Source organism: Terrirhizobium terrae, assembly GCF_030323265.1.
GTDB lineage: Bacteria > Pseudomonadota > Alphaproteobacteria > Rhizobiales > Rhizobiaceae > Neorhizobium.
In genome coordinates, this window is the sequence record NZ_CP104992.1 from 1,022,346 (window position 1) to 1,048,472 (window position 26,127).

The window sequence follows — 26,127 nt, forward strand, 5'->3', positions numbered from 1 at the left end:
AGGTTCCTCAGATTAGGCTTTGATCGCCGCGACGATCTTCTTCGCCGCGTCATCGAGATCGTCGGCGGCGGTGATCGCCAGGCCGGACTCGTTGAGGATCTTCTTGCCGAGCTCGACATTGGTGCCTTCGAGGCGCACGACGAGCGGAACCTTCAGGCCGACTTCCTGCACGGCAGCGACAACGCCTTCGGCGATGACGTCGCAGCGCATGATGCCGCCGAAGATGTTGACGAGGATGCCCTCGACCTTCGGGTCGGCGGTGATGATCTTGAAGGCAGCCGCCACCTTCTCCTTGCCGGCGCCACCGCCGACGTCGCAGAAGTTAGCCGGCTCTTTGCCGTACAGCTTGATGATGTCCATAGTCGCCATGGCGAGACCGGCACCATTGACCATGCAGCCGATATTGCCGTCGAGGGCAACGTAGGCGAGGTCCCACTTGGAGGCTTCGATTTCCTTCGAGATCTTCTTCCGTTTCGTCGCGCAGCGCCTTGACGTCGTCGTGGCGGAACAGAGCATTGCCATCAAAGGACATCTTGGCGTCGAGAACGCGCAGATGGCCGTCCTTCATGACGATCAGCGGATTGACTTCGAGGAGAGCCATGTCCTTTTCGCCGAACGCCTTGTAGAGCGCCGGGAAGAGCGACTTGGCATCTTCGGCGGCAGCGCCCGACAGTTCGAGCGCCTTGGAGATCTTGGCAACGTCGTCAGCCGTCACACCCTTGAGCGGGTCGATGGCGATCGTGTGGATCTTTTCAGGCGTGTCGTGGGCAACGGCTTCGATGTCCATGCCGCCTTCGGTCGAAACGACGAAGGCAACCTGACCGACCGAACGGTCGACCAGCAGCGAGCAGTAAAGCTCGCGGTCGATGTCGGCGCCGTCTTCGATATAGAGACGGTTGACCTGCTTGCCGGCGTCGCCGGTCTGCGCGGTTACCAGCGTATTGCCGAGCATGTCCTTGGCGTGAGCCACGACTTCCTCGATCGACTTAGCCAGGCGAACGCCGCCCTTGGCGTCGGGGCCGAGTTCCTTGAACTTGCCCTTGCCGCGACCGCCGGCATGGATCTGACTCTTGACGACGTAGAGCGGGCCCGGAAGCTGCTTTGCAGCGGCTTCAGCTTCCTCGACCTTGAGGATCGCAACGCCTTCGGCGACCGGTGCGCCATAGCCCTTCAAGAGAGCCTTGGCCTGATATTCATGAATGTTCATGGGGCTTGATCCCTATTGGAATTGGGTGAGCGCCGGATTGCTCCGGCGCCGAAAATTACTTGAGCGAAGGCACGAGGCTGATGCAGGCTTCGCAAAGACCGGCGACAGCGCCGACCGACTTCTGGAAGGCAGCTTCTTCGTCCTTGTTGAATTCGACTTCGACGATGCGCTCGACGCCGCCGGCACCGAGAACGACGGGAACGCCGACATACATGTCCTTGACGCCGTACTGACCCGAAAGGTGGGCTGCGACCGGCAGGACGCGCTTCTTGTCCTTGAGGTAGGATTCAGCCATCTCGATCGCCGAAGCGGCCGGGGCGTAGTAGGCAGAGCCGGTCTTCAAGAGGCCGACGATCTCTGCGCCGCCGTCACGGGTGCGCTGGATGATCTGGTCGAGCTTTTCCTGGGTGGTCCAGCCCATCTTGACGAGGTCGGTCAGCGGAACGCCGGCAACCGTGGAGTAGCGGGCGAGCGGCACCATCGTGTCGCCATGGCCGCCGAGAACGAACGCGGTGACGTCCTGGACGGAAACGTTGAATTCTTCGGCAAGGAAGAGGCGGAAGCGGGCCGAGTCGAGCACGCCGGCCATGCCGACGACCTTGTTCTTCGGCAGGCCAGAGAACTTCTGCAGAGCCCAGACCATCGCGTCGAGCGGGTTGGTGATGCAGATCACGAACGCGTCGGGAGCGTATTTCTTGATGCCCGCGCCGACCTGTTCCATGACCTTGAGGTTGATGCCGATCAGGTCATCGCGGCTCATGCCCGGCTTGCGGGCGACACCGGCGGTGACGATGCAGACATCCGCGCCTTCGATCGCCGCGTAGTCGCTGGCGCCGGAAAGCTTCGCATTGAAGCCTTCGACGGGGCCGGACTGTGCGATGTCGAGGCCCTTGCCCTGGGGAATGCCGTCAGCAATGTCGAAGAGGACGACGTCGCCCAGCTCCTTCAGGCTGGCAAGATGCGCCAGCGTGCCACCGATCATGCCAGAACCAATAAGTGCGATCTTCTTACGCGACATGGAAATGCTTCCTCTCAAATCCTGACCTGCGGCAAGACATCGCAGGCTCTCCTTGCGGCAGAACCGATAACGCCATCTGGAAAAAATGGCAAATTATTATTTTGAGACCAATAAATTCAATCGTTTAGATGATAAGATTCTTACGTAAACGTAAGATATTCCGTCATAAATGTGTCAGACGGACTGCCGTTTCTCATTGTGCAGTGCGAGATATTCGGCACTGCGCATCTCGAAAAGACGGGAAACAGTACGGTCGAATTCGAAACCTTCCGTGCCTCGTTTCTCCGTCAGAAGCGCGTCGGGCGCTGCGGCCGCCGAGATGAACAGGCGGACGCTATGATCGTAGAGCGCATCGACGAAGTTGATGAAGCGCTTCGTTTCATTACGCTTATCCGGACTAAGCTGCGGAACGTGCTCGACGAAGACGGCATCGAACCGCGCTGCGATCGCGAGATAGTCGGAAGCGCCGAGCGGTTTTTCGCAGAGATCCGCAAACGAGAAGCGCGCAACCCGCCCCGCCGCCTGGGGAACATGAATGCTGCGCCCCTTCATCGGCAGGTCGAGCGGCTCCGCCCGCTTGCCGTCGGTCACCTGGTGCCAGGCGGATTCGATCGCCGCATCCGCACGCCCGTCGATCGGCGTCAGATAGACGGGAAGATTGGCGTTCTTCTGCATCCGGTAGTCGGTCGGACTATCCAGCGTCACCACATCGACATGCTCGTTGAGCAATCCAATGAACGGCGTGAACAGTCCGCGATTGAGGCCGTCCCTATAGAGGTTTTCCGGCGCCACGTTCGAGGTCGCGATCAGCACGCAGCCGAGATCGAAGAGCTCGGTGAACAGCCGCGCCAGGATCATCGCATCGGTGATGTCGGTGACGGAGAACTCGTCGAAGCACAGAAGCTCCGCCTCGGCAAACAGCGCCGCCGCCACCGGCGGCACCGGATCGTTCTGCTTCGTTTCGCCGCGCTTCAGCTTCTGGCGATGCTCGTGGATACGGTTATGCACATCCGCCATGAATTCATGGAAATGCGCCCGGCGCTTCTTTTCGATCCGCGCCTTTTTGAAGAACATGTCCATCAGCATGGTCTTGCCGCGGCCGACACTGCCATGGACATAGAGGCCGCGGATCTTGCGCGGCTTGCCGGAACCCTTGGCAAACAGCCAGCCAAGCGCGCTCGATTTCTTCGCCGGCTTGGTTTCCTTGAGGCAGGTGAGAACGTGGTCGAGCTTGGCGGCGACCGCCATCTGCGCCGCGTCGGGCGTCAGAACGCCGGATGCGGCAAGGGCTTTCAGCTCCTCGCCGACACTCGACGTATATTCGGGGATGGGTTCCACGAGGGACGCCCCTTCATGAGGGATATGGGGTTAGCGGCTGAGGCTGACCGGCTGGCCGGAATTGGTCGTGCCGTCAAACTTGTTGTCGGCGCTCTTGTAGACGCGGCCGATGACATCGCCGGCGCGGTTCTTGAACTGAACCATCTTGCCGGAGACTTCCCAGGATCCCATGGTCGTCAGCTCGCCGGAGCAACCACGCGTACCGCCGCGCGAACCGCTGCCGAGATTGGTAAGCGTCAGGAACATGTCGCAGGAGGCTCCGCCGTTGGAGACACGCCAGTTGCCGACCATCTGCTGCTTGGTCACATCAAGCGCGTTTGCCGGAGCGGCAGCATTCGGATCGGCCATGGCCATGTTCTGGCCCTGCTGCGGAGCGGCAGGATACTGCGACGCGCCACCTGGAGGCGGCAGCTGGCTGCCCTGCACGCCCTGCACGGGCTGCGCCTGAAGCGGAGCGGGCTGCGAAGGCAGGTCGTTATACGGGCTGTAGGACGTCCTCTGACATCCGGCCAACGCCAAGGTCAGAACGAGACCTGTTGCCACATATTTGAACTGCATCAAAAACTCCTGTCCGATCACTTCACACTGCACCCGGTGCGGGCACGACAGTTTGGCGGGGAATATCGTAAACGCACTTGGTTAATCAAGGGTAGCCAGACTTTCGGGCACAATCGCGACCCTTGTCTTGATCAAAAAGGCGTGCGCAGCGCGCGGATTCTATAATAAAAAAGGCCGCAACCCCAAGGTTGCGGCCTCCAAGAAAACAGCGTCAGACGCGACGCTCGACCATCATCTTCTTGATTTCGGCGATCGCCTTGGCCGGGTTGAGACCCTTCGGGCAGGCCTGGGCGCAGTTCATGATCGTGTGGCAACGATAGAGCCGGAACGGATCCTCGAGATTGTCAAGGCGCTCGCCCTTGGCTTCGTCGCGGCTATCGATCAGCCAGCGATAGGCCTGCAGCAGGACGGCCGGACCGAGATAGCGGTCGCCGTTCCACCAGTAGCTCGGACAGGAGGTCGAGCAGCAGGCGCACAGAATGCACTCATAGAGGCCGTCGAGCTTCTGACGATCGTCGTGGCTCTGCTTCCATTCCTTGGCCGGCGTCGGAGACACCGTTTTCAGCCACGGTTCGATCGAACGATGCTGGGCGTAGAAGTTGTTGAGGTCGGGAACGAGGTCCTTCACCACCGGCATATGCGGCAGCGGATAGACCTTCACCGTGCCGGAAATGTCGTCCATGCCCTTGGTGCAGGCGAGCGTGTTCGTGCCGTCGATATTCATCGCGCAGGAACCGCAGATGCCTTCACGACAGGAACGGCGCAGCGTCAGGGTCGGGTCGATGTTGTTCTTGATGTAGAGCAGACCGTCGAGCACCATCGGGCCGCAATCGTCAAGATCGACATAGAACGTGTCGATCCGCGGGTTCTGCCCGTCATCCGGGCTCCAGCGGTAGATGCGGTATTCGCGAACGTTCTTGGCACCATCCGGCTTCGGCCAGACCTTGCCTTCGGTCATCTGCGAGTTCTTGGGAAGAGCGAGTTCAACCATGGTTAGCTGCCACTTTCACGATATTTAAGATCGTCTCGATATCTGAGGAATTTTGATCTAGGTCGAAAATTTTCTCAATCATAGCGACGCCGGCAAAGCTGCCTCGGCGCTCGTCCCAGAACTGGAATTCTTTCGTAGAGTGCAGCTCTGGGTATTCCATCAGCATAACTGCTCCAACCTGAGAAATGACGAGTGTCAAAGCAATTAACATCGCATATGCAATTGCCTTAAACTCGGTGTTGAAAAGCCAAGCTCCAGAGAAGCCGTCTTTGGAAGTGATTACCTTCGAGTGGGCATCATAGCCCCAATGGGCATGGCCACTCATCCAGCCATAAAGACGGCCAACAATTGGGAAATTCGAATTTAACACGCCAATCGATTTGGTTGCCGCAAATCGTTGGACTTTTGCCACGTCGTCAATGTTGCGTACCGCAAACGCCCATGCAACTTGCTCCAAGATCATACGGCCAATTGCTGTCGCTTCAAAAGAGCTCCTCTATCAGCTTCACCGAAAGCTCGCTGCAAGCTGTAACCCATTCTAATAGCGGTCAAATCGCCGATCCACTCACCCACCTTAGGTTCTCGTTGGGTAAGAGAGGGTAGACCTTAAGCGCGGCCTGAAAAAACTCTACCTGCTCAAGACAAGCTTTGCGGAACTCTCGGTCCAACCGAGAGGAAGGTTTCTCTTCGTAATCCTTGTCAGCCAAATAGCGCCGCAGGACGTAATCAACGGACTTGTTATTAAGCTGATATGTTAGAATCGAAGCGCTGATCATCTTTCGCAACCGAGAAGGATAATTTTTATCAATCCCGACTTGGTACGCCGCGTTATTAACGGAACCTTCGAAATCCTTTTGCATGAAAACAGGAAATGCGGCCTGCAGTTCTCTTGAACCAACAGGCTCGCCACTTTCTCTGCTTATGCTTTCGGCCTCAAACACTAGTACACGCGAGCCTTGGGCTCGATCTTGTAAGGATCGATGCCGTCGGCGATCAGGTCCGTGTGGACCGGGCGGTAGTCGAGCTTCACGTCGCCGGCATCGTTGACCCATGCGAGCGTATGCTTGCGCCAGTTCACGTCGTCGCGGCCGGCGAATGCGCCCTCGGTGTAGTCCTCACGGGCGTGGGAACCGCGGCTTTCCTTGCGGGCCTCGGCGCCGTAGACGGTCAGGATGGCGTTGGCCATCAGGTTGTGCAGCTCGAGCGTCTCGACGAGATCGGAGTTCCAGATCATCGAACGGTCGGTGACCTTGATGTCCTTCATCTCGCTCCAGATCGCGGAGAGACGCTTGCAGCCGGATTCCAGCGATTCCTGCGTGCGGAACACTGCAGCATCATCCTGCATGGCGCGCTGCATCTTGTCGCGCAGGACAGCGGTAGGCGTGCCGCCCTTGGCATAGCGCAGGTTGTCGAAGCGATCCATGATCTTGTCGCAGGCAGCTACGTTCAAGGCCGGGATCGGGCTTTCGCGGTCGATGACCTGGCCGGCGCGGATAGCGGCGGCGCGGCCGAAGACCACGAGGTCGATCAGCGAGTTGGAGCCGAGACGATTGGCACCGTGAACCGAGGCACAGCCCGCCTCACCGACGGCCATCAGGCCGGGCAGGATGCGCTCCGGATTGTCGCTGTCGGCATTGAGCACTTCGCCCCAATAGTTCGTCGGGATGCCGCCCATGTTGTAGTGAACGGTCGGCAGGACCGGGATCGGCTCGCGGGTGACATCGACGCCGGCAAAGATCTTTGCCGATCCCGAAATGCCCGGAAGACGCTCATGCAGCACGGCCGGATCGAGATGGTCGAGATGCAGGAAGATGTGGTCCTTGTTCTTGCCGACGCCGCGGCCTTCACGGATTTCCATCGTCATGCAGCGCGAGACGACGTCACGCGAGGCAAGGTCCTTCGCCGAAGGGGCATAGCGTTCCATGAAGCGCTCGCCCTCGGAATTGACGAGGTAACCGCCTTCACCGCGTGCGCCTTCGGTGATCAGACAGCCCGAACCGTAGATGCCGGTCGGGTGAAACTGAACGAATTCCATGTCCTGCATCGGCAGGCCGGCACGCGCCACCATGCCACCACCGTCGCCGGTGCAGGTATGGGCGGAGGTTGCCGAGAAGTAGGCGCGGCCGTAACCGCCGGTCGCCAGAACCACCATCTTGGCGGCGAAGCGATGGATCGTGCCGTCGTCGAGGTTCCAGGCAACGACGCCTTCGCAACGGCTGCCATCATCCGACATGATCAGGTCGAGCGCGAAATACTCGATGAAGAACTCGGCATTGTTGCGCAGCGACTGGCCATAGAGCGTGTGCAGGATGGCGTGACCGGTGCGGTCGGCAGCGGCGCAGGTGCGCTGCACCGGCGGGCCGGCACCAAAGTTCTGCATGTGGCCGCCGAACGGACGCTGGTAGATCTTGCCTTCCTCGTTACGGGAGAAAGGCACGCCATAGTGTTCGAGTTCGTAGACGGCCTTGGGCGCTTCCATGACCATGTACTGCATGGCGTCGACATCGCCGAGCCAGTCGGAACCCTTGACGGTGTCATAGAGGTGCCACTGCCAGCTATCCGGCGTCATGTTCTGCAGCGAAGCGGCAATACCGCCCTGCGCCGCGACGGTATGCGAGCGGGTCGGGAAGACCTTGGTGATGCAGGCAGTCTTGAAACCCTGTTCGGCCATGCCGAGCGTGGCGCGCAGACCTGCGCCGCCGGCACCTACGACGATGACGTCATAGGAGTGGTCGACGTAATTATATGCCTTGCCGTTCTGATTTGCTCCGTTCGGAGCGATAGGTGTTACGGATGCCATGACGGATTATCCTGCGAACGCAATTTTCAGAACGGCGAAAAGACAGAGGCCACCGATCAGCATTGCAAAGAAGGTGTTGAGCATCAGGACGAGGAATTTCAGGCCCTCGTGATGCACGTAGTCGACGATGATTTCCTGGATGCCGATGCGCATGTGCACGAGACCCGCGATGACCATCATGCCGAAGAGGACGGCGACGATCGGGTTCGACAGCGCGCCCACGACTTCCTCATAGGGAGCGCCGGCATAACGGATCAGGAAGATGATGAAGAAGATGGCGAGCGGCACCATGGCCACGGCCGACATCCGCTGAACCCAGAAGTGCTCGGTACCATCCTTGGCGGAGCCGAGGCCGCGGACCTTGCCGAGCGGCGTACGCATATCCATGATTTTATCCCCTCAGATCGCCAGGCCGACGATCCAGATCACCACGGTCAGACAGATCGAGACGATCGGCAGCGCAACCGCCAGCTTGGTGGTGAAATGCTTGTCGAAGCCGTGGCCCATGTCCCACATGAAGTGACGCATGCCACCCAGCATGTGATGGACGAGCGCCCAGGTATAGCCGAACAGGACGAGCAGCCCGATCCAGGTACCGAACAGCCAGCTGATCCAGTCGAAATATTCCTTGCCCGAGGCGGCAGCAACCAGCCACCAGGCCAGAAGGATCGTGCCGACGGCCAGCGCGCCACCGGTGATGCGGTGGACGATCGACATGACCATGGTGGGAATTGGCTTGTAGATTTGCAGATGCGGCGACAGGGGCCGGTTATTCGTTACATTCGCCATCATTACCTCGCGGCGTCGTCTAAAGCGGGCGGGCGCCCGGCAATGCACCATGCCGAGAAAATGTGCATTGCATCATCGGCCCGGTTTAATCTTCGATTTCGAAGACGACAAGAACAATTCCAAGTGAGCCCGAATTTAATCGATTGTGACTTTCAAGTGGCAACCACCCGGACATTTCGTCGCGGCACGTTAACCAAGAAATCCAAAGATTTGGTTGCCGTACATTTGTTTTCGGCCAGATCGTGTTAACTTCCGGTTAACCATGATTCCCGGAGTTCGCCATGATCGCGAATCGTATGAAGCCTGTCCTTGCTGCCATTGCTCTATTTGCCCTGTTGGCGACAGGCGCTTCCGCCCGCGATCGCTGGCCGGGTCACGGCCACGGCGCCCCCGGTTACTACGGGCCTCACCATGGCCACGGCCACCATTTCGGCCGCAACCGTCTCAACATGCTTTCGGATAGGTCTCTCGGCGGTGCAAGCCGAGTGGTGACGGCTTCGAGATCGAAGGGCAGCGAGGGCAGCTCGATCGGCTTCGTGTCCGGCGGCGTCATCTTCTACAGCGACGGTGGCTACTGGGGATCCGATGCCGGACAGGATAACACGATGATCCCGGCACCGAGAGCCAAGATCATCGACGTGAACAAGGCCATGACCGATCAGAACTTCGCGGCCACCAACGGCTGTACCTTTGAAATGGGCGTCTGCGTCATCCGTGGCGGGAATTGAGAAGGCGCTTTCCTGACTAAAGGAACCGCCACACCGTCGTCTTCTTCACCTCGCTGTCCTCCAGCGCCCGCGTGACCGACACCTGATAGACGGCGAGTTCTTCCAGTCGACTCTTCGGCAGATAGCTGCGCCCCGGATCGCCGACCAGAACCGTCTTGCCCTCAGCCGCCAGCATCGTGAACCACGGCACCAGCGCCGCCGCAAAGTCGCGGTCGTAGAAAACGTCGCCGGCCAGCACGACATCGGCTTCGACCGACCGCCCCACTTGGTTCTCACCGGTAAAGCCGAGCTCGGCCTCGTTCCGCGCCGCATTCAGCGCCACTGCAGTTGCCGTCCAGGGATCGATATCCGCCGCCAGCACATCTGATGCACCGGCAAGCTTCGCCGCGATCGCCACAAGTCCGGAACCGCTGGCGAAATCGAGCACGCGCTTGCCGGCAACCGCTTGGGCGTTATCGAGAATGTAACGAGCAAGCCCCTGCCCGCCGGCCCAGGCGAAGGCCCAGAACGGTGGTGGCAGGCCGATTGCTACCAGGTCCTCCTCCGTCTTCAGCCAGAGGTCATGGGCCTCGGTTGCCAGATGGAGTTCGATTTCCGGCACATGCGGCGGCCGCATGAGGTCGGTGTTTTCGAGAATGAAGGCCTTCGGATCGGTCTTCAAGGTGGCAGGCTCAGGCCGGGGATTTCGGCGGATTGTCGAGACCGCCGAGACGGCAGATCTCGAGATATTCCTCTTCGGTCACTGGCTGAACCGACAAGCGCATTGAGGTAACGAGCGACATCTTCTCGAACTTCGGGTTCGCCTTGATGTCCTTCAGCGTGATCGGCTTCGGCATGTCGGTCACGGCGCGGATATCGACGCAATCCCATTTCGGATCGCCCTTGGCCGAACTATCCGGATGCGACAGGGCGCAGACCTCGACGATCCCGACGATCTCCAGCCCCTCGTTGGAGTGGTAGAAGAAGCCCTTGTCACCGATCTTCATGGCCCGCATGTTGTTGCGCGCCTGGTAGTTGCGCACGCCGGTCCATTCCTCGCCCGCATCACCCTTTGCCTTCTGCTGCTCCCAGGACCAGACATTCGGCTCGGATTTGTAAAGCCAGTACGCCATCGATCACTTTGCCTCGTTGGCCGGGTTGTTGAACACCCAGTTCCACGCCTTCACCTCGACCTTCTCGAACAGGCCGGCGAGATAATAGGGATCGGCCTCGGCGATCGTGCGGGCAGCGGCGATATCGGCGGCTTCGACAACCACGAGACTGCCGTTCGGCTTGCCTTCGTCATCGAGGAAGGGTCCGGCAAATTTCAGCGTGCCTTCGGCATTGAGCTTGTTCAGATGCTCCAGATGCGTCGGACGGGTGTCCATGCGAACCTGCAGGTGGCCGGGCTTGTCGGTGCAGAGAAAGGCAAACAGCATCGGGTCTCTCCTCAAAAATCAAATTTCTATTCGGCCTTGATCGGGCGGGTCATCAACTGCTCCATCGCCGTCATCACATCGAGCCGGCCATCGATGATCGCGGCGACGGCTTCGGTGATCGGCAGATCGACGGAATGCTTGCGACCAAGCCGGGCGGCGACGGAGGCGGCATAGGCGCCCTCGACAAGCGGCCCACCGGCCGTCTGAGCCGGTTCGCCCTGCCCGATGGAAATGCCGAAACGCAGATTGCGAGACTGATGGCTGGTGCCGGTCAGCACGAGATCACCGAGCCCGGAAAGCCCGCGCACTGTATCTGCATTGCCGCCCATCGCCTCGACCAGACGCGACATTTCGGCCAGGCCCCGGGAGATCAGCGCCGCGCGGGCGGAATCGCCGAGCCCAGCGCCTTCGACGATGCCACAGGCGATCGCCAGCACATTCTTCAACGCGCCACCGAGCTGGACGCCGACGACGTCGGACGAGGCATAGAGCCGGAAGGTGCGGCCGGAAAGCACATTCGCCAGCCTTTCGGCCAGCGCCAGATCCTGCGCACCGAGTGCCATCGCCGTCGGCAGGCCACGGGCGATATCGGCGGCAAAGCCAGGGCCGGAGAGAACCGCCATGCCCGCATCTGGCAGTGCAGCAGACACGACCTCAGTGAGTAACCGCTCGGACCGGTCGAGGCCCTTGGCGCAGACGACGACAGCCGCGTCCTTCGACAGATACGGACCGTAGTGACGCGCCGCATCCATCTGCGCTCTCGACGGCATGGCGAAGAGCACGATGGACGCCTCGGCCACGGCATCCGGCTCGGCGGAAAAGGCGAGATTGTCGGGAAGAGGCACGCCCGGCAGCGCCGCGTCATGAACGCGGTCTTCGCGCAGGTCGCTCATCAGGTCCGGCCGGCGGCCGACCAGCGTCACCGGATGCCGGGCCTCCAGCGCGAAGACGCAGGCGAGCGCGGTGCCGAATGCGCCAGACCCGATGACGGCGATCCGTTCGTTGCTCATGCCTTGGCTCCCCGCTTGCCGGATCCCAGCAATGTCTTTGCCGCGCTGTCCAACGGCCAGCGCGAGCGCGGCGCGACACTCATTTCATCGGCCGGAAAATCTTCCGCCAGCCGTTCGAGCCCGGCCCATGCGATCATCGCCGCATTGTCGGTGCAGAGACGAAGCGGCGGCGCGATGAAGCGGAAACCGTGTTCCAGGCAAAGTGCCTGCAGCGTACGCCGAAGCTCCTGATTGGCGGCAACGCCACCGGCCACGACCAGCGCCGGCTCGTTATCCAGCCCTGTGAATTCCGCCTTGAACCGCGCAAGCCCGCGTCCGATCCGATCCCTGAGTGTCCGCGACACCGCCTTCTGGAACGAGGCGCAGATATCGGCGATATCCTGCTCCGGCAGCGGCGCGATCTCGGTCGCAGCCTGCCGGACGGCGGTCTTGAGACCCGAGAAGGAAAATCGAGCCGCGCCTCGCCGACGAGCGGTCGCGGCAACGAGAACCGATCAGGATCGCCGGATTGTGCGGCCTTCTCGACGGCGGGACCACCCGGATAAGGCAGGCCGAGCAGCTTTGCCGTCTTGTCGAAAGCCTCGCCCAGCGCGTCATCGATCGTCGTGCCCCAGCGCTCGTATTCGCCGACGCCGCGCACCAGGATCAGCTGGGTGTGGCCGCCGGAGACGAGCAGCATAAGATAGGGAAGGAAAGCCCGTCCGTCAGCCGCGCCGTCAGCGCATGGCCTTCGAGATGGTTGATCGCCATCAGCGGCTTGCCGGAGACGCGGGCGATCGCCTTGGCCGTCATCAGGCCGACGAGAAGCCCGCCGATCAGGCCGGGGCCAGAGGTGGCGGCGATCGCATCCACCTCGTCCAGGCTGACATTGGCGCGCGCCAGTGCTTCCTCGATCAGTTCGTCCAACGCCTCCACATGGGCGCGGGCGGCGATTTCCGGCACCACGCCGCCATAGGCGCTGTGTTCGTCGAGCTGCGACAAAACGACGTCGGAGAGCACCTCGCCGCGGCCGTCTTCATGCCGCGCGACAACGGCTGCGGCGGTTTCGTCGCAGCTTGTTTCAATGCCGAGGATGCGGAGAAATGGCGCCATTGCCCTCTCGTTCACTGCGATTTTATTGCGATGCCGAATGATCCGGTCTACGAGAGCTTCCGGTAACAACGGATTGAGACGGATGCAAACAAAACCTTTCCGGATCGGCACCAGGGGCAGCCCGCTTGCGCTTGCCCAGGCAGCCGAGACCCGCGCCCGGCTGATGGCGGCCCATGGCCTGCCGGAAGAGATGTTCGAGATCGTCGTCCTGTCGACGACCGGCGACCGCATCACCGACCGCGCACTGTCCGAAATCGGCGGCAAGGGCCTGTTCACCCAGGAACTGGAAGAGCAACTGCAATCCGGCGAACTGGATATCGCCGTGCATTCGTCGAAGGACATGCCGACAAAATTGCCGGACGGGCTCTATATCTCCGCCTATCTGCCGCGCGAGGATTTTCGCGATGCCGTCATCGGCCGCACCGCGCCGAGCCTGATGGCGCTTCCGAACGGTGCCGTCGTCGGTTCCGCCTCGCTGCGCCGCCAGGCACTGATCCGCCGCCTGCGGCCGGATATCGAGGTGACCATCTTCCGCGGCTCTGTCGGCACCCGGCTGCGCAAGCTCAACGAGGGCCATGTCGATGCGACGCTGCTTGCCTATGCAGGCCTCAAGCGCCTCGCCATGGAAAACGTCGTCACTGAACTGCTCGACCCCGCCGATTTCCCCCGGCCCCGGCCCAGGGCGCGATCTGCGTTGAAAGCCGTATGGGCGACAAACGGATCGACGATCTTGTCGCTCCGATCAACGATCGCCCGACCTATGATGCCGTCACCTGCGAGCGCGCCTTCCTGGCGGCCCTCGACGGCTCCTGTCGCACCCCGATCGGCGGCTTCGCGATCTGCGATGGCGAGGCGCTAAAATTCTCCGGCCTGATCCTGACGCCGGATGGCCGTCGCGAGCATGCGATCGAGACCGAAGGCAAGCGGGCAGATGCCGAGGCACTCGGCCGTCAGGCAGGCGAAGCCGTCCGTGCCGCCGCCGGCACCGAATTCTTCGACAGCTGGAGCTGACCCTTGCGGGTCCTCGTCACCCGCCCGAAACTCTCCGCCGCCCGCACCGCCGAGCGGCTGATCTCCATGGGCCACGAGCCGGTTCTGATGCCGCTGAGTGAAGCGGTGCATCACCCGCAAGCGGCTGCGGAAGCTTTTCGCACGCCCTATGCGGCACTGGCGGTGACCAGCGCCGAGGCTTTGCGCGCGATCGCAGCAACTGAAATCCGGCCTAGCATCGACATTGAAAAGCCCTTTTCGCCGTCGGCGATGCGACAGCCGCAGCCGCGCGTTCGGCAGGCTTCGGCGAAGTCCATGCCGGAGCAGGCGACGGAGAGGATCTTGCCGACCTGATTGCCGGCTCGAGTGTCGATCTCGGCGAGGAATTCTTTATCTCGCTGGCCGGCCGAGAGCGCAGACTTTCGAGGAGCGACTCGACGCGCTGAGGCTCTACGTGCGGATCACCGAGGTCTACGAAATGGTCCCGGTCGAATACCAGCGTGCAGACCTCGCAGACATATTGGTGACGTCTAGGCCCGAAGCCGTGCTTCTCTATTCCCGGGAAAACGCACAGCGCTTTTTCGATCTCGCCACGCCCCATGCAGAAGCCTTGTACGACATGCAGATACTCTGCATGAGCGACAGGACAGCTGCCGGCGTACCTGCCGAATATAGCCGCCATATTCGCGTGGCCAAAACACCGAGCGAAGACGCTTTGTTGACGCTTCTTTAGCCAGCCATTTTCCAAATTGCCGGTCCGCCCCTTTCCTTCCGAGGGGGCACCAACTAGGTTTTAAGCAACACAGGTAACGAAGAGGTCGAGATGGTCCCCGAAAACCACCGCGCCGGTCCAAAGCCAACAAGGAACCGGTCACGATCGACCTGACCGCGGAAGAAACGCCCGCGGTGGCAGAACCGGTGCGCGCCAACGACACGGACGACGTGATACCCGCAGCCGAGCAGGATACGGCCGAAACCACTGCGGCATCTCCGTCTACTGAGCCGGTCATCAACAAGGGCACCGAGACAGAAATGCCCAAGGCGGAAACGCCACGCTTCGATGAGCCCGCGTCGATGACGGCGAAGAGCGCCGAGGCGGAGAGCGCCAAGGCGGAGACCCCACGCTTCGACGAGCCGGATCCAGTGAGCAAATCGCAACCGGAGGCGCCGACCCAAACTGCGGCAAAGCCCGAACCGGCTAAAGCCTCCGAGCAGAAACCTTCTCCGGAAAGGAAGAACGAGCAGCCGTCTGGGCCGAAACCCGAAGAGCGACCTTCGCAATCCTTTTCCACCCGCCGGCCCCAGCCCGAAGCAAAGCCCGCCCAGCGCGCCGCTCCGGCAACGTCTACATTGGTCGCAGCCGGCATTTTCGGCGGCCTCGTCGCGCTTCTGCTTGCCGGCAGCATGCAATATGCCGGCTTCATACCCGGCGGCGCATCGTCATCCTCGAGCGATGCTAACGTCTCGGCCGAACTCGCGTCGCTTCGTCAGGAAGTCGCAGCGCTTGCGAACCGCCCGGCCGACACATCCGGTGCCGACCTTGAAGGCCGCGTGGCCACGCTCGAAAGCAACACGTCGACCGGTGCGCCGGATGAGGCCATGACGCAGCGTCTTGCGGCATTGGAAAGCGAACTCTCCACCATCAAGTCTGCCACGGAGGCCAATGCCGGCCGCCTGCAACAGGCGGAAGCGCAGATCAACGACCGTGGCCCCGAGCAGCAGGCGGCGCGCGCCGTTGCCGCTGCAGCGCTCAAGGGCGCCATCGACCGCGGCGGCTCCTTCGAGGCCGAGCTGCGGACCTATGAGACGGTTTCGGGCGGAGACCAGGCGATTGCCGAACTCCAGCCCTTCGCCACGAAGGGCGTCCTGTCGCGCACCGAGCTGCAACGCCAGGCATCGAGCGTCGCCAACAGCATGATCGACGCCGTCTCTCAGCCCGATCCCAACGAAGGCATCGCCTCGCGGCTTCTGTCGTCCGCCATGTCGGTGGTGAAGGTGCGCCGGGTCGGCGATGTCGAGGGCGACACGCCGGATGCGATCGTCGCGCGCTTCGAAGACCGGCTGCGCTCGGGCGACCTGCCTGCCGCCGCGCGCGAGTGGGATACGCTGCCCGATGCGGCAAAGGCGGCATCCCAGGAGTTCAAGCAGGAGCTCGATGCCCGTATCCAGGTGGAAAATCTCGTCGGTGGGGCTCTGACCCGCGCGATTGCCGGCACGCAAGGGTGAGGACGGAATAACGGAATGATCAGGCTTTTCATCTTCCTCATCATCATCCTCGGTCTCGGTTGGGGCTTTTCCTGGCTCGCCGATCGCCCTGGCCTGCTGTCCATCACCTGGCAGGACCACCTGATCGAAACGAGCCTTATGGTTGCCGCCACTGTGCTGGTGGCACTGATCGGCGCCGTCATGCTGCTCTGGTGGATTATCGGCGTGATCTGGACCTCGCCCTATTTGGTGCGCCGCTATTTTCGCGCCCGCAAGCGTGATCGTGGCTATCAGGCACTGTCGACCGGCCTTATCGCCGCCGGCGCCGGCAATTCACTGCTGGCCCGCAAGATGAGCATCCGCACCCGCGGCCTGCTGAGTGCCGATCAGGAGCCATTGATCCACTTGCTCGATGCCCAGACGGCGCTGATCGAGGGCAAGTATGATGACGCCCGCGCCAAGTTCGAGAGCATGGCCGACGACCCCGAAACGCGCGAACTCGGCCTGCGCGGCCTCTACATGGAAGCCCGTCGTCTCGGCGCCAACGAGGCCGCACGGCAATATGCCGAACGTGCCGTCGAACACGCGCCCTATCTGCCCTGGGCATCGCAGGCGACGCTTGAATCCCAGAGCCAGTCGGCCCGTTGGGACGAGGCCCTGCAGACGCTCGGCCAGCAGCGAGCTGCAAACATCGTCGCGAAGTCGGAGGCAGATCGCCTCAAGGCGGTCCTGCTCACCGCCCGCGCCGGCGATCGCCTCGAAAGCGATCCGAAGGGGGCCCGGGAAGACGCCACGGCGGCTTTGAAGCTGGCTAGAATCTCGTGCCTGCGGCAATCATCGCCGCCAAGGCCTATCTGCGCGAAGATAATGTGCGCAAGGCGGCCTCCGTGCTGGAAGGCGTCTGGAAGCTTGCGCCCCACCCGGAGATCGCCCGCACCTATGTCCGAGCCCGCAGCGGCGACAGCACGCTCGACCGCCTGAAGCGCGCCGAGAAGCTGGAAGCACTGCGCCCGAACAATCTCGAATCCCTGCTGGTCGTGGCGCAGGCAGCGCTCGACGCCCAGGATTTCGCCAAGGCCCGCGCCCGGGCAGAGGCAGCCGCCCGCATGGAGGCGAGCGAACGCGTCTACCTGCTTCTCGCCGATATCGAGGAAGCCGAAACGGGCGACCAGGGCCGCATCCGCCACTGGATGCAACAGGCGCTGCGTGCGCCGCGCGACCCTCCTGGGTCGCCGACGGTTTCGTATCGGAAAACTGGCTGCCGGTCTCGCCGGTCAGCGGCAAGCTCGATGCCTTCGAATGGAAGGTGCCGTTCAGCCAGCTGGAGGCCCCGGTCGTGGAAGGCAGGGTCGCCGCCGATGAGGCGATCGCCAACCTGCCCGCCGTGACGGAAAGCAGCCCCCGCCCGCCCGTCGCACCGGTCGAAACGAAGCCGCGCGCCGAAGAAGCTGAGCCGGCGAAGGTCACCCTACCACCTGCGGCGACGCACCCTGATACCGACGCTGTTGCAGCAAAGACAACATCGCCGGAGAAAACCGCGCCGCCACCTGCCAAAACGCAAGAAACTGGCGAGGAACCTGTTCCATTTTTCGGGCGCCCGCCAGATGATCCGGGCGTGAAGGATCAGAACGCCGACGAGACCAAGACGAGGCTGCGGCTGTTCTAGCAAAAAGGGGCAAGGCCTTATCCATGTTGGACCGCATTCAGGCCTTTCTCCACACGCTGACCTCATCCCATCACGACGGCGAATTCGCGCCGGATGATCCACGCGTCGCCTTCGTGGCCCTCTGTTTCCAGGTCATGGAAGCGGACGGCAACGTTTCGCCAAAAGAGCAGCAGAAGTTTCGTGATCTGTTGCGCGAACGCTACGACCTCAGCGACGACAAGTTGAAGGCGCTGATCGAGACCGGCCATCGCGCCGGCAGCGAGGCGGTTGATTATTACCGCTTCACTTCCGATCTAAGAAGACATCTGGTGAACGAGGACGATCGTGTCGAGCTTCTCGGCATCCTCTGGGACATCGTTTATGCCGATGGCCAGCGGAGCGAGATCGAGGATCATGTGATTTGGAGGATCGCGGATCTCTTGGGCGTATCGTCCCGTGACCGGGTGCTGCAACGGCAGGAGGCTGCCGCGCGGCTTGCGGGAGGAGAGTAAGGACTAGACTATGCTGATGCTTCCCGTCGGGAAGACGGACCGGCTGCCGATCCTCGTCATTCTCCATCAGGAGCTTTCCTCGCCCGGTCGCGTTGGCCAGATGCTGATCGAGAAGGGTTTTCCGCTCGACATTCGCCGCCCGGTTTTGGGAGATCCGCTGCCCGATACGCTTGCCCATCACTCCGGCGCCGTTATCTTCGGCGGCCCGATGAGCGCCAATGCCCCCGATCCCTTCGTCAAGCAAGAGATCGAATGGATCGGCGTACCGCTGAAGGAAAACAAGCCCTATCTCGGCATATGCCTTGGTGCCCAGATGATGGTGCGCCATCTCGGCGGCAAGGTCGAAGCGGATGGCAAGGGCACGACCGAGATCGGCTGGTATCCCCTGCGCCCGACCGAACAGGGCCGCACGCTGATGAAATGGCCGAACATGGTCTATCACTTCCACGGCGAAGGCTTCGACGTGCCACGCGGCGCGAAATTGCTGGCGGAAGGTGATGCCTATCCTCACCAGGCGATCCGCTATGGCGACAATGCCTGGGGCGTGCAGTTCCACGCGGAACTCACCCGCGCCATGATGCAGCGCTGGGTCGTGCATGGTGCCGAGCATTTTTCGCTACCCAATGCCCAGCAGGGCCGTGAGCATCTGGAAGGCCGGATGATCTTCGACGCACCGCTCAGAGCGTGGCTGTCGGATTTCCTCGATCTGGTCTTCCTGCGCGAAGAGGCAGCGGCGAAGAACGCCGCCAACGGTCAGCCCGCCTTTGATCTGCGCTCGGCCTAAGCGCGTTCGGGTGCTTCCAGCGTGTCGATGCGGCGCAGCTTTGAGAAGCCGAGCGCCCAGATTACCGTCACCGCCAGCGTGCCCACGCCGCCGATGACGACCGCCGGAACCGCGCCAAAGGCATGAGCCATCGTGCCGGCGCGGAATTCGCCAAGCTCGTTAGAGGCACCGACGAAGACCATGTTGACGGCGTTCACACGGCCGCGCACCTCGTCCGGCGTCCAGAGCGCGATCAGCGTCTCGCGGATATACACCGAGATCATGTCGGCCGCGCCCATCAGCATCAGCGCCGCGATCGACAGCCACGGGGTCGATGACAGGCCGAAGATCAGAGTGCCGAGACCGAAGAAGCCGACGCCGATGAACATGGCGAGGCCCGCATGATGGCGGATCGGGTGAAAGGCGAGCCAGATCGCCACGAAGATCGCCCCGATACCAGGACCGGCGCGCAGCAGGCCGAGACCCCAAGGGCCGAGATCCAGGATGTCGCGCGCAAAGATCGGCATCAGCGCCACCGCACCTCCGAGAAGCACGGCGAAGAGATCGAGCGAGATCGCGCCGAGCACGACCTTCTCCTGCGAGATGAAGCGGAAGCCGGCAAGGATATGTTCGAGGTCCACCTTGGTGGCCGACGTCCTCTGCGCGGGCTTCGGAATGAGGAAGACCAGCAGCGCGGCGATCGCGAGCAGCAAGAAGGCGACGCCATAGGCGGCCATGGCGCTGAGGCCGTAGAGCAGGCCGCCCATGACGGGACCCAAGATGGATGCCGTCTGCCAGGACGAGGAATTCCAGGCGACCGCATTGGCAAGATCCCGCTCCGGCACGAGGTTGGGGCCGAGCGACTGTACCGCCGGCCCCATGAAGGCGCGCTCTATGCCGAAGACGACGAGGATGGCGAAGACGATCCATGGCGAGAACGTGCCTGTGATCGTCAGGCCCAGCAGCGCCGCCGAGCATGCGGCCCCGACCACCATGCAGATCGCCATGATCATGCGGCGATTGTAGCGGTCTGCCACGGTGCCGGTGACAAGGATGAGCAGCAGCGAGGGCAGGAACTGGAAGAGGCCGATCAGGCCGAGATAGAGCGGGTTGCGCGTCTCGTCATACATCTGCCAGCCGACCGAGACGCTGATGATCTGGATCGCGAAGGCGGCAAAAAAGCGGGACAGGAAGAACCGCGTGTAAGCAGAGTGTCGGAAAGCTGCGAAACGGTCGCCATCGGCGGGAATGGACATCGAGAGATCTTTCGGAGCCCGTTCGGGCCAACTGGCAACCACTGGCGTTAAACATGCCGCCGAGATTGGGTATGACGCGGCGGACGCGGCACTTGCCCGTTAGTTCTCCAATGTCTACATGTCTGTCAACTAGGAATTACGGCCCCGTTCGCTGCTGCCCTGGCAGGACGGACCCGGTAACGCAATTGGAGACGTGAATGCTCGCGCTGTTTCAGACCATTGACCTGGCCTTGAACCTCTACACCTGGATACTGATCGCAAGCGCGATCTTCTCATGGCTTTACGCCTTCAACGTCATCAACTCGAGCAACCAGTTCGTCAATGCTATCGGCCGGTTCCTCTACAACGTCACCGAACCGGTACTGCGGCCGATCCGCCGTGTCATGCCCAATCTCGGCGGCATCGACATTTCGCCGATCATCGTTCTTCTGATCATCTTCTTCCTGCGTTCGTTCATGTGGACGACGCTCTATCCGATGGTCGCGTGAGCGCGTTCAGCGCTTTTCCAGACCATGTAAGACTGACCGTCCGCCTGACACCCAACGGCGGACGGGACGCGATAGACGGCATCGAGACGGATGCCGAAGGCCAGGATCACCTGAAAGCCCGCGTCGCCGCCGTGCCCGAGAACGGCAAGGCCAACAAGGCGCTGATCGCGCTTCTTTCCAAGAAACTCCGAGTTGCGAAAAGCGCCGTCGGTTTCATCTCCGGCGAAACCGCGCGTAAAAAATCCTCCGGATCGATGGTGACCCGGAGGATTTGTCGGAAAGGCTCAGAGCCCTGAGCGAAGGCTGAAGCTTACTTCGAGGCCTTGTAGCGGTCGATGGCCTCGGTGATGAGACGCTTGGCAACATCCACATCCTGCCAGCCGCCGATCTTCACCCACTTGCCGGGTTCCAGATCCTTGTAGTGCTCGAAGAAGTGCTCGATCTGCTTCAGCGTGATTTCCGGCAGATCGGTGTAGTTCTTGACCTTGTCGTAACGCTGGGTCAGCTTCGGGACCGGCACAGCCAGGATCTTCTCGTCCTTGCCGCCATCGTCTTCCATGATCATCACGCCGACCGGGCGCACGTTGATGACGCAACCCGGCACCAGCGGACGGGTATTGCAGATCAAGACGTCGCACGGATCACCGTCTTCCGACAGCGTGTGCGGGATGAAGCCGTAATTGCCCGGATAGGTCATCGGTGTGTAGAGGAAACGGTCGACGATCAGCGCGCCGGCTTCCTTGTCCATCTCGTACTTGATGGGCTGGCCGCCGACCGGAACCTCAACGATGACGTTGACGTCTTCCGGCGGGTTCTTGCCAATGGAAATTGCATCGATACGCATTTTGATCCTCAATCAGGTTCAATTTCAATCAAAACGTCGATAGCGGGAATTGCCTGGCAAGGCAATAAGTCTCTGATTGCGCACGTAAGATGTGGCAGAATCTTGCTCTTGGCGAGTAGATTACGTCAGGCTGCGGGCCAGACGAAGCCGAGCTTGCGCAGTTGGGTACCGCCAAAATCTTCCATGCCTTCGACCGCATCCACGCCGCCGTGGCGACGGAAAAAGCTGCTGGCATGCTCGCTGTCTTCAAGGCACCAGACGACGAGGCCTTCGCAACCGAGCGACTTCAGCAGCCTGCGGCTTTCGCCGAACAGGCGGCGACCAAGCCCGATGCCCTGAAATTCGGGACGTAGGTAGATTTCGTAGATCTCGCCGTCATAGGGGAGCGCACGCGCCCTGTTGAGGCCGATCGTCGCGTAACCGGCGATCTTGCCGGCGACATCGAGAACCAGCAACGTCGCCGGGCCATCGGTTGCCTTGCGCCACCAGCCCTCGCCGCGACGCTCCAGCATCTGGGTCAGAGGCTTATGCGGAATGAGACCCGCATAGGCCTGTGCCCAGGCTTCCCGGTGCACTTCCGAGATAGCTCGCGCGTCTTGCGGATCAGCCCGCCGAACATCGATCGACAACGTCTTCATAACGCAACTTTAGGTCCAGCCGTGCCCAACCCGCTACTGATCTTCCATTAACCAGACGGATTGCCCACAGGGTTTTCATGGGGACAACGCCGGTGACGTTAACGCCTTTTTAACCTTCGTAACAAGCCTTGAGCGACGCGAGGACACAAGAAAAAACCCCGGCATTGCTGCCGGGGTTTGAAAGCATTGAAATGCTGCTCTTTTAAAGAGCTGCCTTCGACTTGTCGAAGCGCTTGCGGTCGTTCGCATCAAGATAGATCTTGCGAAGACGGATCGACTTCGGCGTGACTTCCATCAGCTCGTCGTCCTGGATCCAGGAGAGAGCGCGGTCGAGCGTCATGCGGATCGGCGGGGTCAGGCGAACGGCTTCGTCCTTGCCGGCCGAACGGATGTTCGTCAGCTGCTTGCCCTTGAGAACGTTGACTTCGAGGTCGTTGTCACGGGTATGAATACCGATGATCATGCCCATGTAGACCTTGTCGCCCGGCTCGATGATCATCGGACCGCGGTCTTCCAGGTTGAACATGGCATAGGCAACCGCCTCGCCTGCCTGGTTGGACAGGAGAACGCCATTGGTACGACCGGCAATCTCGCCCTTGTAAGGCTGGTAGTCGTGGAACAGGCGGTTCATGATCGCCGTGCCGCGCGTGTCGGTCAAAAGTTCCGACTGGTAACCGATCAGGCCGCGGGTCGGAGCGAGGAACTTCAGACGAACGCGGCTGCCGCCCGAAGGACGCAGTTCGGTCATCTCGGCCTTGCGCTCGGACATCTTCTGCACGACGACGCCGGAATGTTCTTCATCGACGTCGATGACGACTTCTTCGATCGGCTCCATGGTTTGGCCGGTCGTTTCGTCCTTGTGCATGACGACGCGCGGACGCGACACGGCAAGCTCGAAGCCTTCGCGGCGCATGGTTTCGATCAGAACGGCAAGCTGAAGTTCGCCGCGGCCGGATACGTAGAACGAGATCCTTGCCTTCGGCTTCTTCGATCTTCAGCGCAACGTTGCCTTCGGCTTCCTTGAACAGGCGGTCACGGATGACGCGCGAGGTAACCTTGTCGCCCTCGGTGCCGGCGAGCGGCGAATCGTTGACGATGAAGGACATGGTGACCGTCGGCGGGTCGATCGGCTGAGCCTGCATGGCGTCGGTGACCGACGGATCGCAGAACGTGTCGGCGACGGTACCCTTGGAGAGGCCGGCGATAGCGACGATGTCACCCGCGATCGCTTCTTCGATCGGCTGACGCTCGATGCCGCGGAATGCGAGGATCTTGGAGATACGGCCGGTTTCGACCGTCTTGCCGTCCTGGGACAGAACCTTGACGGCCTGGTTCGGCTTGATCGAGCCGGAAGCGACGCGACCGGTGATGATACGGCCGAGGAACGGGTTGGCTTCGAGAAGCGTGCCGATCATGCGGAACGGACCTTCTTCGACCTTCGGCTCCGGAACGTGCTTCAGCACGAGATCGAGCAGCGGCGCCAGGCCTTCGTCCTTCGGGCCTTCCGGGTTGAAGTTCATCCAGCCGTCACGACCCGAACCGTAAAGGATCGGGAAGTCGAGCTGTTCGTCGGTGGCATCGAGGTTTGCGAACAGGTCGAAAACTTCGTTGATGACTTCTTCGTGGCGACCGTCCGGACGGTCGATCTTGTTGATCGCGACGATCGGCTTCAGGCCGACCTTGAGCGCCTTGCCGACGACGAACTTGGTCTGCGGCATCGGGCCTTCAGACGAGTCGACCAGAACGATCGCGCCGTCCACCATCGAGAGAATGCGCTCGACTTCGCCACCGAAGTCGGCGTGGCCGGGGGTGTCGACGATGTTGACGCGAACGCCCTTCCATTCAACCGAAGTCGCCTTCGCAAGAATGGTGATGCCGCGTTCCTTTTCGAGGTCGTTGGAGTCCATGACGCGTTCTGCAACGCGCTGGTTCTCGCGGAACGAACCGGACTGCTTCAGGAGCTCGTCAACGAGGGTCGTTTTGCCATGGTCAACGTGCGCGATGATCGCGATGTTGCGAAGTGCCATATTGGGGTTCTCTGAAGTTGGGGCGCGCAAAAGGGAGGAGGCGCCTAATTTCGTTGGCGCGCTCTTACCCTGTTTTTCGCCTTAGCGAAAGGGGGCGAGCGCACAGTGGGCTTTTGATCACTATTCGGCCACCAATCCGCTGCGCCTCAGAAGCGCCAAAAGCATGAGCGGCAGGAGGGTTGTGATAAGAATGGCGATGAAGGCCATGGCCATGCCGAGCCCGATCGATCCCTGCTCGAACTGCCGCCAGATAAAGGTCGCGATCGTCTGCATGCCGACCGGGGCGATGACGACGGAGGCAACAAGTTCGCGTGAGGCGAGCGCAAAGACGAGCAGCATGGCGGAAGCGAGGCTCGGAAAGACCAGCGGCAGAAGGATACGCCGAAAGGCCGTGACGCTGGAGGCGCCGAAGACGCGGGCCGCGGCTTCCAGATTGTCGCCGATCTGCTGGAAGGCGGCCGTCGCATAACGCATCGGCTGCGGCAGCAGGATGCAGCAATAGGCGAGAAGCAGGATGAAACCGGTATTGTAGGGCGTCACCGGAAGCCAGGGCATGTTCCAGGCGAGGATCAGGCCGACAGCGACGACGATGCCGGGAAGCGCGTTGGGAATGATCGTCAGCGTATCGATCGCCAATCGCCCGCGGATCTTGGTTTTCACCACGGTATAGGCGGCGGTGACGCCGATCAGGCCGGTGATCAGAGCCGTACCGATCCCGAGCGAAAAGCTGTTGGCGAGCGCGCCAAGCGCCCCGGCGCTGTTGTGGAAGACCAGGGCAAAATTGCCGAAGCTGAGATTGTCGAGTGCAAGCCCGCCTGAGATCGTCCGGGACAGGGCGGTCGCCAGGATCGACAGCAGCGGCACGCCCGTTGCCAGGAACGAGACGACAGCGAAGGCCAGCACGACCGGCAGCTTCATTGCACCCAGAGGTCGTTTGTCCTTTGCCATCGGCTTGCCGTTGACCGTCTGATAGGAACGGCGCGACAGGATCCAGCGCTGGCCGAGGAAGGTGACGAGCGACAGGCTAACCAGCAGCAGAGACATGATGGACGCGCCCGGCAGGTCGATCGGCCAGTCCGAAATGCGAAGATCGATACCGGTGACGAGAACCTGGAAACCGGCGCGGCGGCCAAGCGCTGCCGGCGTGCCGTATTCCTCGATCGCGGCGGCAAAGACCAGCATCAGGCTGGCAGCGAGCCCGGGAGCGGAAAGTGGCAGCGTGATGCGCCAGAAGGCCTTGGCCGGCGTGGCGCCGAAGACGCGACCGACATCGGCATAGCGCGCGCCGACCGCTTCTACCGTGCGAGACACGGCAAAATAGACGACGGGAAAGGTGTTGAACGCCATGACCACCGTCATGCCGGCCAGCGAAAACAGGAAGGATGCGAGATTGAAGCCAAAGATCTGCTGCAGATAGCCGCGCGGTTGCAGCGTCATGATCCAGCCGAGCGTGGCGATATAGGGCGGGATCATGAATGGCACGAGCAGGAGCACGTCCCAAAGCGGCGCCAGCGGCACGCGATAGAGCGCGCGAAACACGCCGAGCGGCACGGCAACCAGCGCCGAGACCAAGACGACGCAGGCACCGAGCAGGATCGTGTTGCCGGCCATGCCGATCAGCGCAGCGTCATTCAGCGTCGCGACGAAGGAGGAGAAAGGGCCCGAAAACGAGCCCTGTCCGAGATTGGGGAAAACGGCCTGCAGGACGACCGCGGTGAAGGGAATGGCGACGACGAGAACCAGTCCCGCAATCGCCAGCGAGGCGGCCGGAGCCGACCCGCCACTAGCATGTCCCTTCATGATGCTGTCC

The 26,127-nt window shown here is 61.6% G+C and carries 24 protein-coding genes and 6 pseudogenes; 10 read left to right on the forward strand and 20 right to left on the reverse strand.

Translation table 11 applies throughout. The annotated features are described in order from the left end of the window. Positions 1-12: 12 nt before the first annotated feature. The 10 genes and pseudogenes from sucC to sdhC all read right to left on the reverse strand — a co-directional run bounded on the left by sucC (position 13) and on the right by sdhC (position 8,701). A pseudogene (gene sucC, locus N7E02_RS13005) lies at positions 13-1,207 on the reverse strand (ADP-forming succinate--CoA ligase subunit beta). 55 nt (positions 1,208-1,262) lie between these two features. Then, entirely contained in the window at positions 1,263-2,225 is a 963-nt protein-coding gene (gene mdh, locus N7E02_RS13010; protein WP_286582364.1) for a malate dehydrogenase, read from the reverse strand. Positions 2,226-2,399: 174 nt separating this feature from the next. Next, a complete protein-coding gene (gene zapE / locus N7E02_RS13015) occupies positions 2,400-3,563 on the reverse strand; it encodes a cell division protein ZapE (protein ID WP_286582366.1) in 1,164 nt (387 codons plus the stop codon). 30 nt (positions 3,564-3,593) lie between these two features. Continuing rightward, complete coding sequence (locus N7E02_RS13020) at positions 3,594-4,121, reverse strand: protease inhibitor Inh/omp19 family protein (RefSeq protein ID WP_286582367.1); 528 nt, start codon at positions 4,119-4,121, stop codon at positions 3,594-3,596. Positions 4,122-4,332: 211 nt separating this feature from the next. Continuing rightward, a complete protein-coding gene (locus N7E02_RS13025; protein WP_286582368.1) occupies positions 4,333-5,112 on the reverse strand; it encodes a succinate dehydrogenase iron-sulfur subunit in 780 nt (259 codons plus the stop codon). Continuing rightward, positions 5,105-5,575: a hypothetical protein gene (locus N7E02_RS13030; protein ID WP_286582369.1), complete on the reverse strand. Its 471-nt coding sequence runs from the start codon at positions 5,573-5,575 to the stop codon at positions 5,105-5,107. Before N7E02_RS13030 ends, N7E02_RS13025 begins: the two co-directional genes overlap by 8 nt. 85 nt (positions 5,576-5,660) lie before the next feature. Then, entirely contained in the window at positions 5,661-6,053 is a 393-nt protein-coding gene (locus N7E02_RS13035; protein ID WP_286582370.1) for a hypothetical protein, read from the reverse strand. Further along, positions 6,053-7,912, reverse strand: a complete 1,860-nt coding sequence (gene sdhA, locus N7E02_RS13040) for a succinate dehydrogenase flavoprotein subunit (protein WP_286582372.1) — start codon at positions 7,910-7,912, stop codon at positions 6,053-6,055. Before sdhA ends, N7E02_RS13035 begins: the two co-directional genes overlap by 1 nt. 6 nt (positions 7,913-7,918) lie before the next feature. Continuing rightward, positions 7,919-8,299: a succinate dehydrogenase, hydrophobic membrane anchor protein gene (sdhD, locus tag N7E02_RS13045; protein WP_286582373.1), complete on the reverse strand. Its 381-nt coding sequence runs from the start codon at positions 8,297-8,299 to the stop codon at positions 7,919-7,921. Between the two features lie 12 nt (positions 8,300-8,311). Beyond that, positions 8,312-8,701, reverse strand: a complete 390-nt coding sequence (sdhC, locus tag N7E02_RS13050) for a succinate dehydrogenase, cytochrome b556 subunit (protein ID WP_286582374.1) — start codon at positions 8,699-8,701, stop codon at positions 8,312-8,314. Between the two features lie 281 nt (positions 8,702-8,982). Between sdhC and N7E02_RS13055 the strand changes: the two genes are divergently transcribed. After that, positions 8,983-9,429 carry a hypothetical protein gene (locus tag N7E02_RS13055; RefSeq protein WP_286582375.1) on the forward strand — a complete coding sequence of 149 codons (447 nt, stop codon included), beginning with the start codon at positions 8,983-8,985 and terminating at the stop codon, positions 9,427-9,429. Positions 9,430-9,445: 16 nt separating this feature from the next. Here the strand turns inward: N7E02_RS13055 and N7E02_RS13060 are convergent, their stop codons facing one another. The 5 genes and pseudogenes from N7E02_RS13060 to tsaD all read right to left on the reverse strand — a co-directional run bounded on the left by N7E02_RS13060 (position 9,446) and on the right by tsaD (position 12,949). Then, on the reverse strand, positions 9,446-10,090 hold the full coding sequence (locus tag N7E02_RS13060; protein WP_286582376.1) for a class I SAM-dependent methyltransferase: 645 nt from the start codon (positions 10,088-10,090) through the stop codon (positions 9,446-9,448). Between the two features lie 10 nt (positions 10,091-10,100). Further along, entirely contained in the window at positions 10,101-10,541 is a 441-nt protein-coding gene (locus N7E02_RS13065; RefSeq protein ID WP_286582377.1) for an EVE domain-containing protein, read from the reverse strand. 3 nt (positions 10,542-10,544) lie between these two features. After that, complete coding sequence (locus N7E02_RS13070; RefSeq protein ID WP_286582379.1) at positions 10,545-10,847, reverse strand: YciI-like protein; 303 nt, start codon at positions 10,845-10,847, stop codon at positions 10,545-10,547. Between the two features lie 26 nt (positions 10,848-10,873). Continuing rightward, on the reverse strand, positions 10,874-11,857 hold the full coding sequence (locus N7E02_RS13075) for an NAD(P)H-dependent glycerol-3-phosphate dehydrogenase (RefSeq protein ID WP_286582381.1): 984 nt from the start codon (positions 11,855-11,857) through the stop codon (positions 10,874-10,876). Beyond that, positions 11,854-12,949, reverse strand: a pseudogene (tsaD, locus tag N7E02_RS13080) (tRNA (adenosine(37)-N6)-threonylcarbamoyltransferase complex transferase subunit TsaD). The gene N7E02_RS13075 and the pseudogene tsaD overlap by 4 nt, the downstream one beginning before the upstream one ends. 82 nt (positions 12,950-13,031) lie before the next feature. On the opposite strand from tsaD, the pseudogene hemC reads away from it, so the two are divergent. From hemC to N7E02_RS13115, 7 genes and pseudogenes are all read left to right on the forward strand, one after another. Beyond that, positions 13,032-13,960, forward strand: a pseudogene (gene hemC, locus N7E02_RS13085) (hydroxymethylbilane synthase). Between the two features lie 3 nt (positions 13,961-13,963). Continuing rightward, on the forward strand, positions 13,964-14,293 hold the full coding sequence (locus tag N7E02_RS13090) for a uroporphyrinogen-III synthase (RefSeq protein WP_286582382.1): 330 nt from the start codon (positions 13,964-13,966) through the stop codon (positions 14,291-14,293). Then, a complete protein-coding gene (locus tag N7E02_RS13095) occupies positions 14,184-14,672 on the forward strand; it encodes a uroporphyrinogen-III synthase (RefSeq protein ID WP_286582384.1) in 489 nt (162 codons plus the stop codon). The genes N7E02_RS13090 and N7E02_RS13095 overlap by 110 nt, the downstream gene beginning before the upstream one ends. 173 nt (positions 14,673-14,845) lie before the next feature. Then, positions 14,846-16,165, forward strand: coding sequence for a COG4223 family protein (locus tag N7E02_RS13100; RefSeq protein ID WP_286582386.1), 1,320 nt, complete (start codon positions 14,846-14,848; stop codon positions 16,163-16,165). Between the two features lie 15 nt (positions 16,166-16,180). Further along, positions 16,181-17,810, forward strand: a pseudogene (locus tag N7E02_RS13105) (heme biosynthesis protein HemY). Between the two features lie 23 nt (positions 17,811-17,833). Beyond that, positions 17,834-18,301 (forward strand): tellurite resistance TerB family protein, encoded by a 468-nt coding sequence (locus N7E02_RS13110; RefSeq protein WP_286582388.1) that lies wholly within the window; start codon positions 17,834-17,836, stop codon positions 18,299-18,301. Positions 18,302-18,311: 10 nt separating this feature from the next. Further along, entirely contained in the window at positions 18,312-19,085 is a 774-nt protein-coding gene (locus tag N7E02_RS13115) for a glutamine amidotransferase (RefSeq protein WP_286582389.1), read from the forward strand. Here N7E02_RS13115 and N7E02_RS13120 read toward each other — a convergent pair. After that, the gene (locus N7E02_RS13120; protein ID WP_286582391.1) at positions 19,082-20,320 is read right to left on the reverse strand and encodes an MFS transporter; all 1,239 of its coding nucleotides are present in this window, start codon (positions 20,318-20,320) and stop codon (positions 19,082-19,084) included. The genes N7E02_RS13115 and N7E02_RS13120 overlap by 4 nt on opposite strands. Before the next feature lie 197 nt (positions 20,321-20,517). Between N7E02_RS13120 and N7E02_RS13125 the strand changes: the two genes are divergently transcribed. Together N7E02_RS13125 and N7E02_RS13130 are read left to right on the forward strand one after the other, a co-directional pair. Then, positions 20,518-20,808 (forward strand): YggT family protein, encoded by a 291-nt coding sequence (locus N7E02_RS13125; RefSeq protein ID WP_286582392.1) that lies wholly within the window; start codon positions 20,518-20,520, stop codon positions 20,806-20,808. Continuing rightward, positions 20,805-21,115 (forward strand): annotated as a pseudogene (locus tag N7E02_RS13130) (DUF167 domain-containing protein). Before N7E02_RS13125 ends, N7E02_RS13130 begins: the two are co-directional and overlap by 4 nt. A gap of 3 nt (positions 21,116-21,118) precedes the next feature. Here the strand turns inward: N7E02_RS13130 and ppa are convergent. The 4 genes and pseudogenes from ppa to N7E02_RS13150 all read right to left on the reverse strand — a co-directional run bounded on the left by ppa (position 21,119) and on the right by N7E02_RS13150 (position 26,117). Continuing rightward, positions 21,119-21,652 carry an inorganic diphosphatase gene (gene ppa, locus N7E02_RS13135; protein ID WP_286582394.1) on the reverse strand — a complete coding sequence of 178 codons (534 nt, stop codon included), beginning with the start codon at positions 21,650-21,652 and terminating at the stop codon, positions 21,119-21,121. A gap of 125 nt (positions 21,653-21,777) precedes the next feature. Then, the gene (locus N7E02_RS13140; protein WP_286582395.1) at positions 21,778-22,290 is read right to left on the reverse strand and encodes a GNAT family N-acetyltransferase; all 513 of its coding nucleotides are present in this window, start codon (positions 22,288-22,290) and stop codon (positions 21,778-21,780) included. A gap of 202 nt (positions 22,291-22,492) precedes the next feature. Beyond that, a pseudogene (gene typA, locus N7E02_RS13145) lies at positions 22,493-24,317 on the reverse strand (translational GTPase TypA). Positions 24,318-24,437: 120 nt separating this feature from the next. Next, the gene (locus N7E02_RS13150; protein ID WP_286582397.1) at positions 24,438-26,117 is read right to left on the reverse strand and encodes an ABC transporter permease; all 1,680 of its coding nucleotides are present in this window, start codon (positions 26,115-26,117) and stop codon (positions 24,438-24,440) included. Between the last annotated feature and the right edge of the window lie 10 nt (positions 26,118-26,127).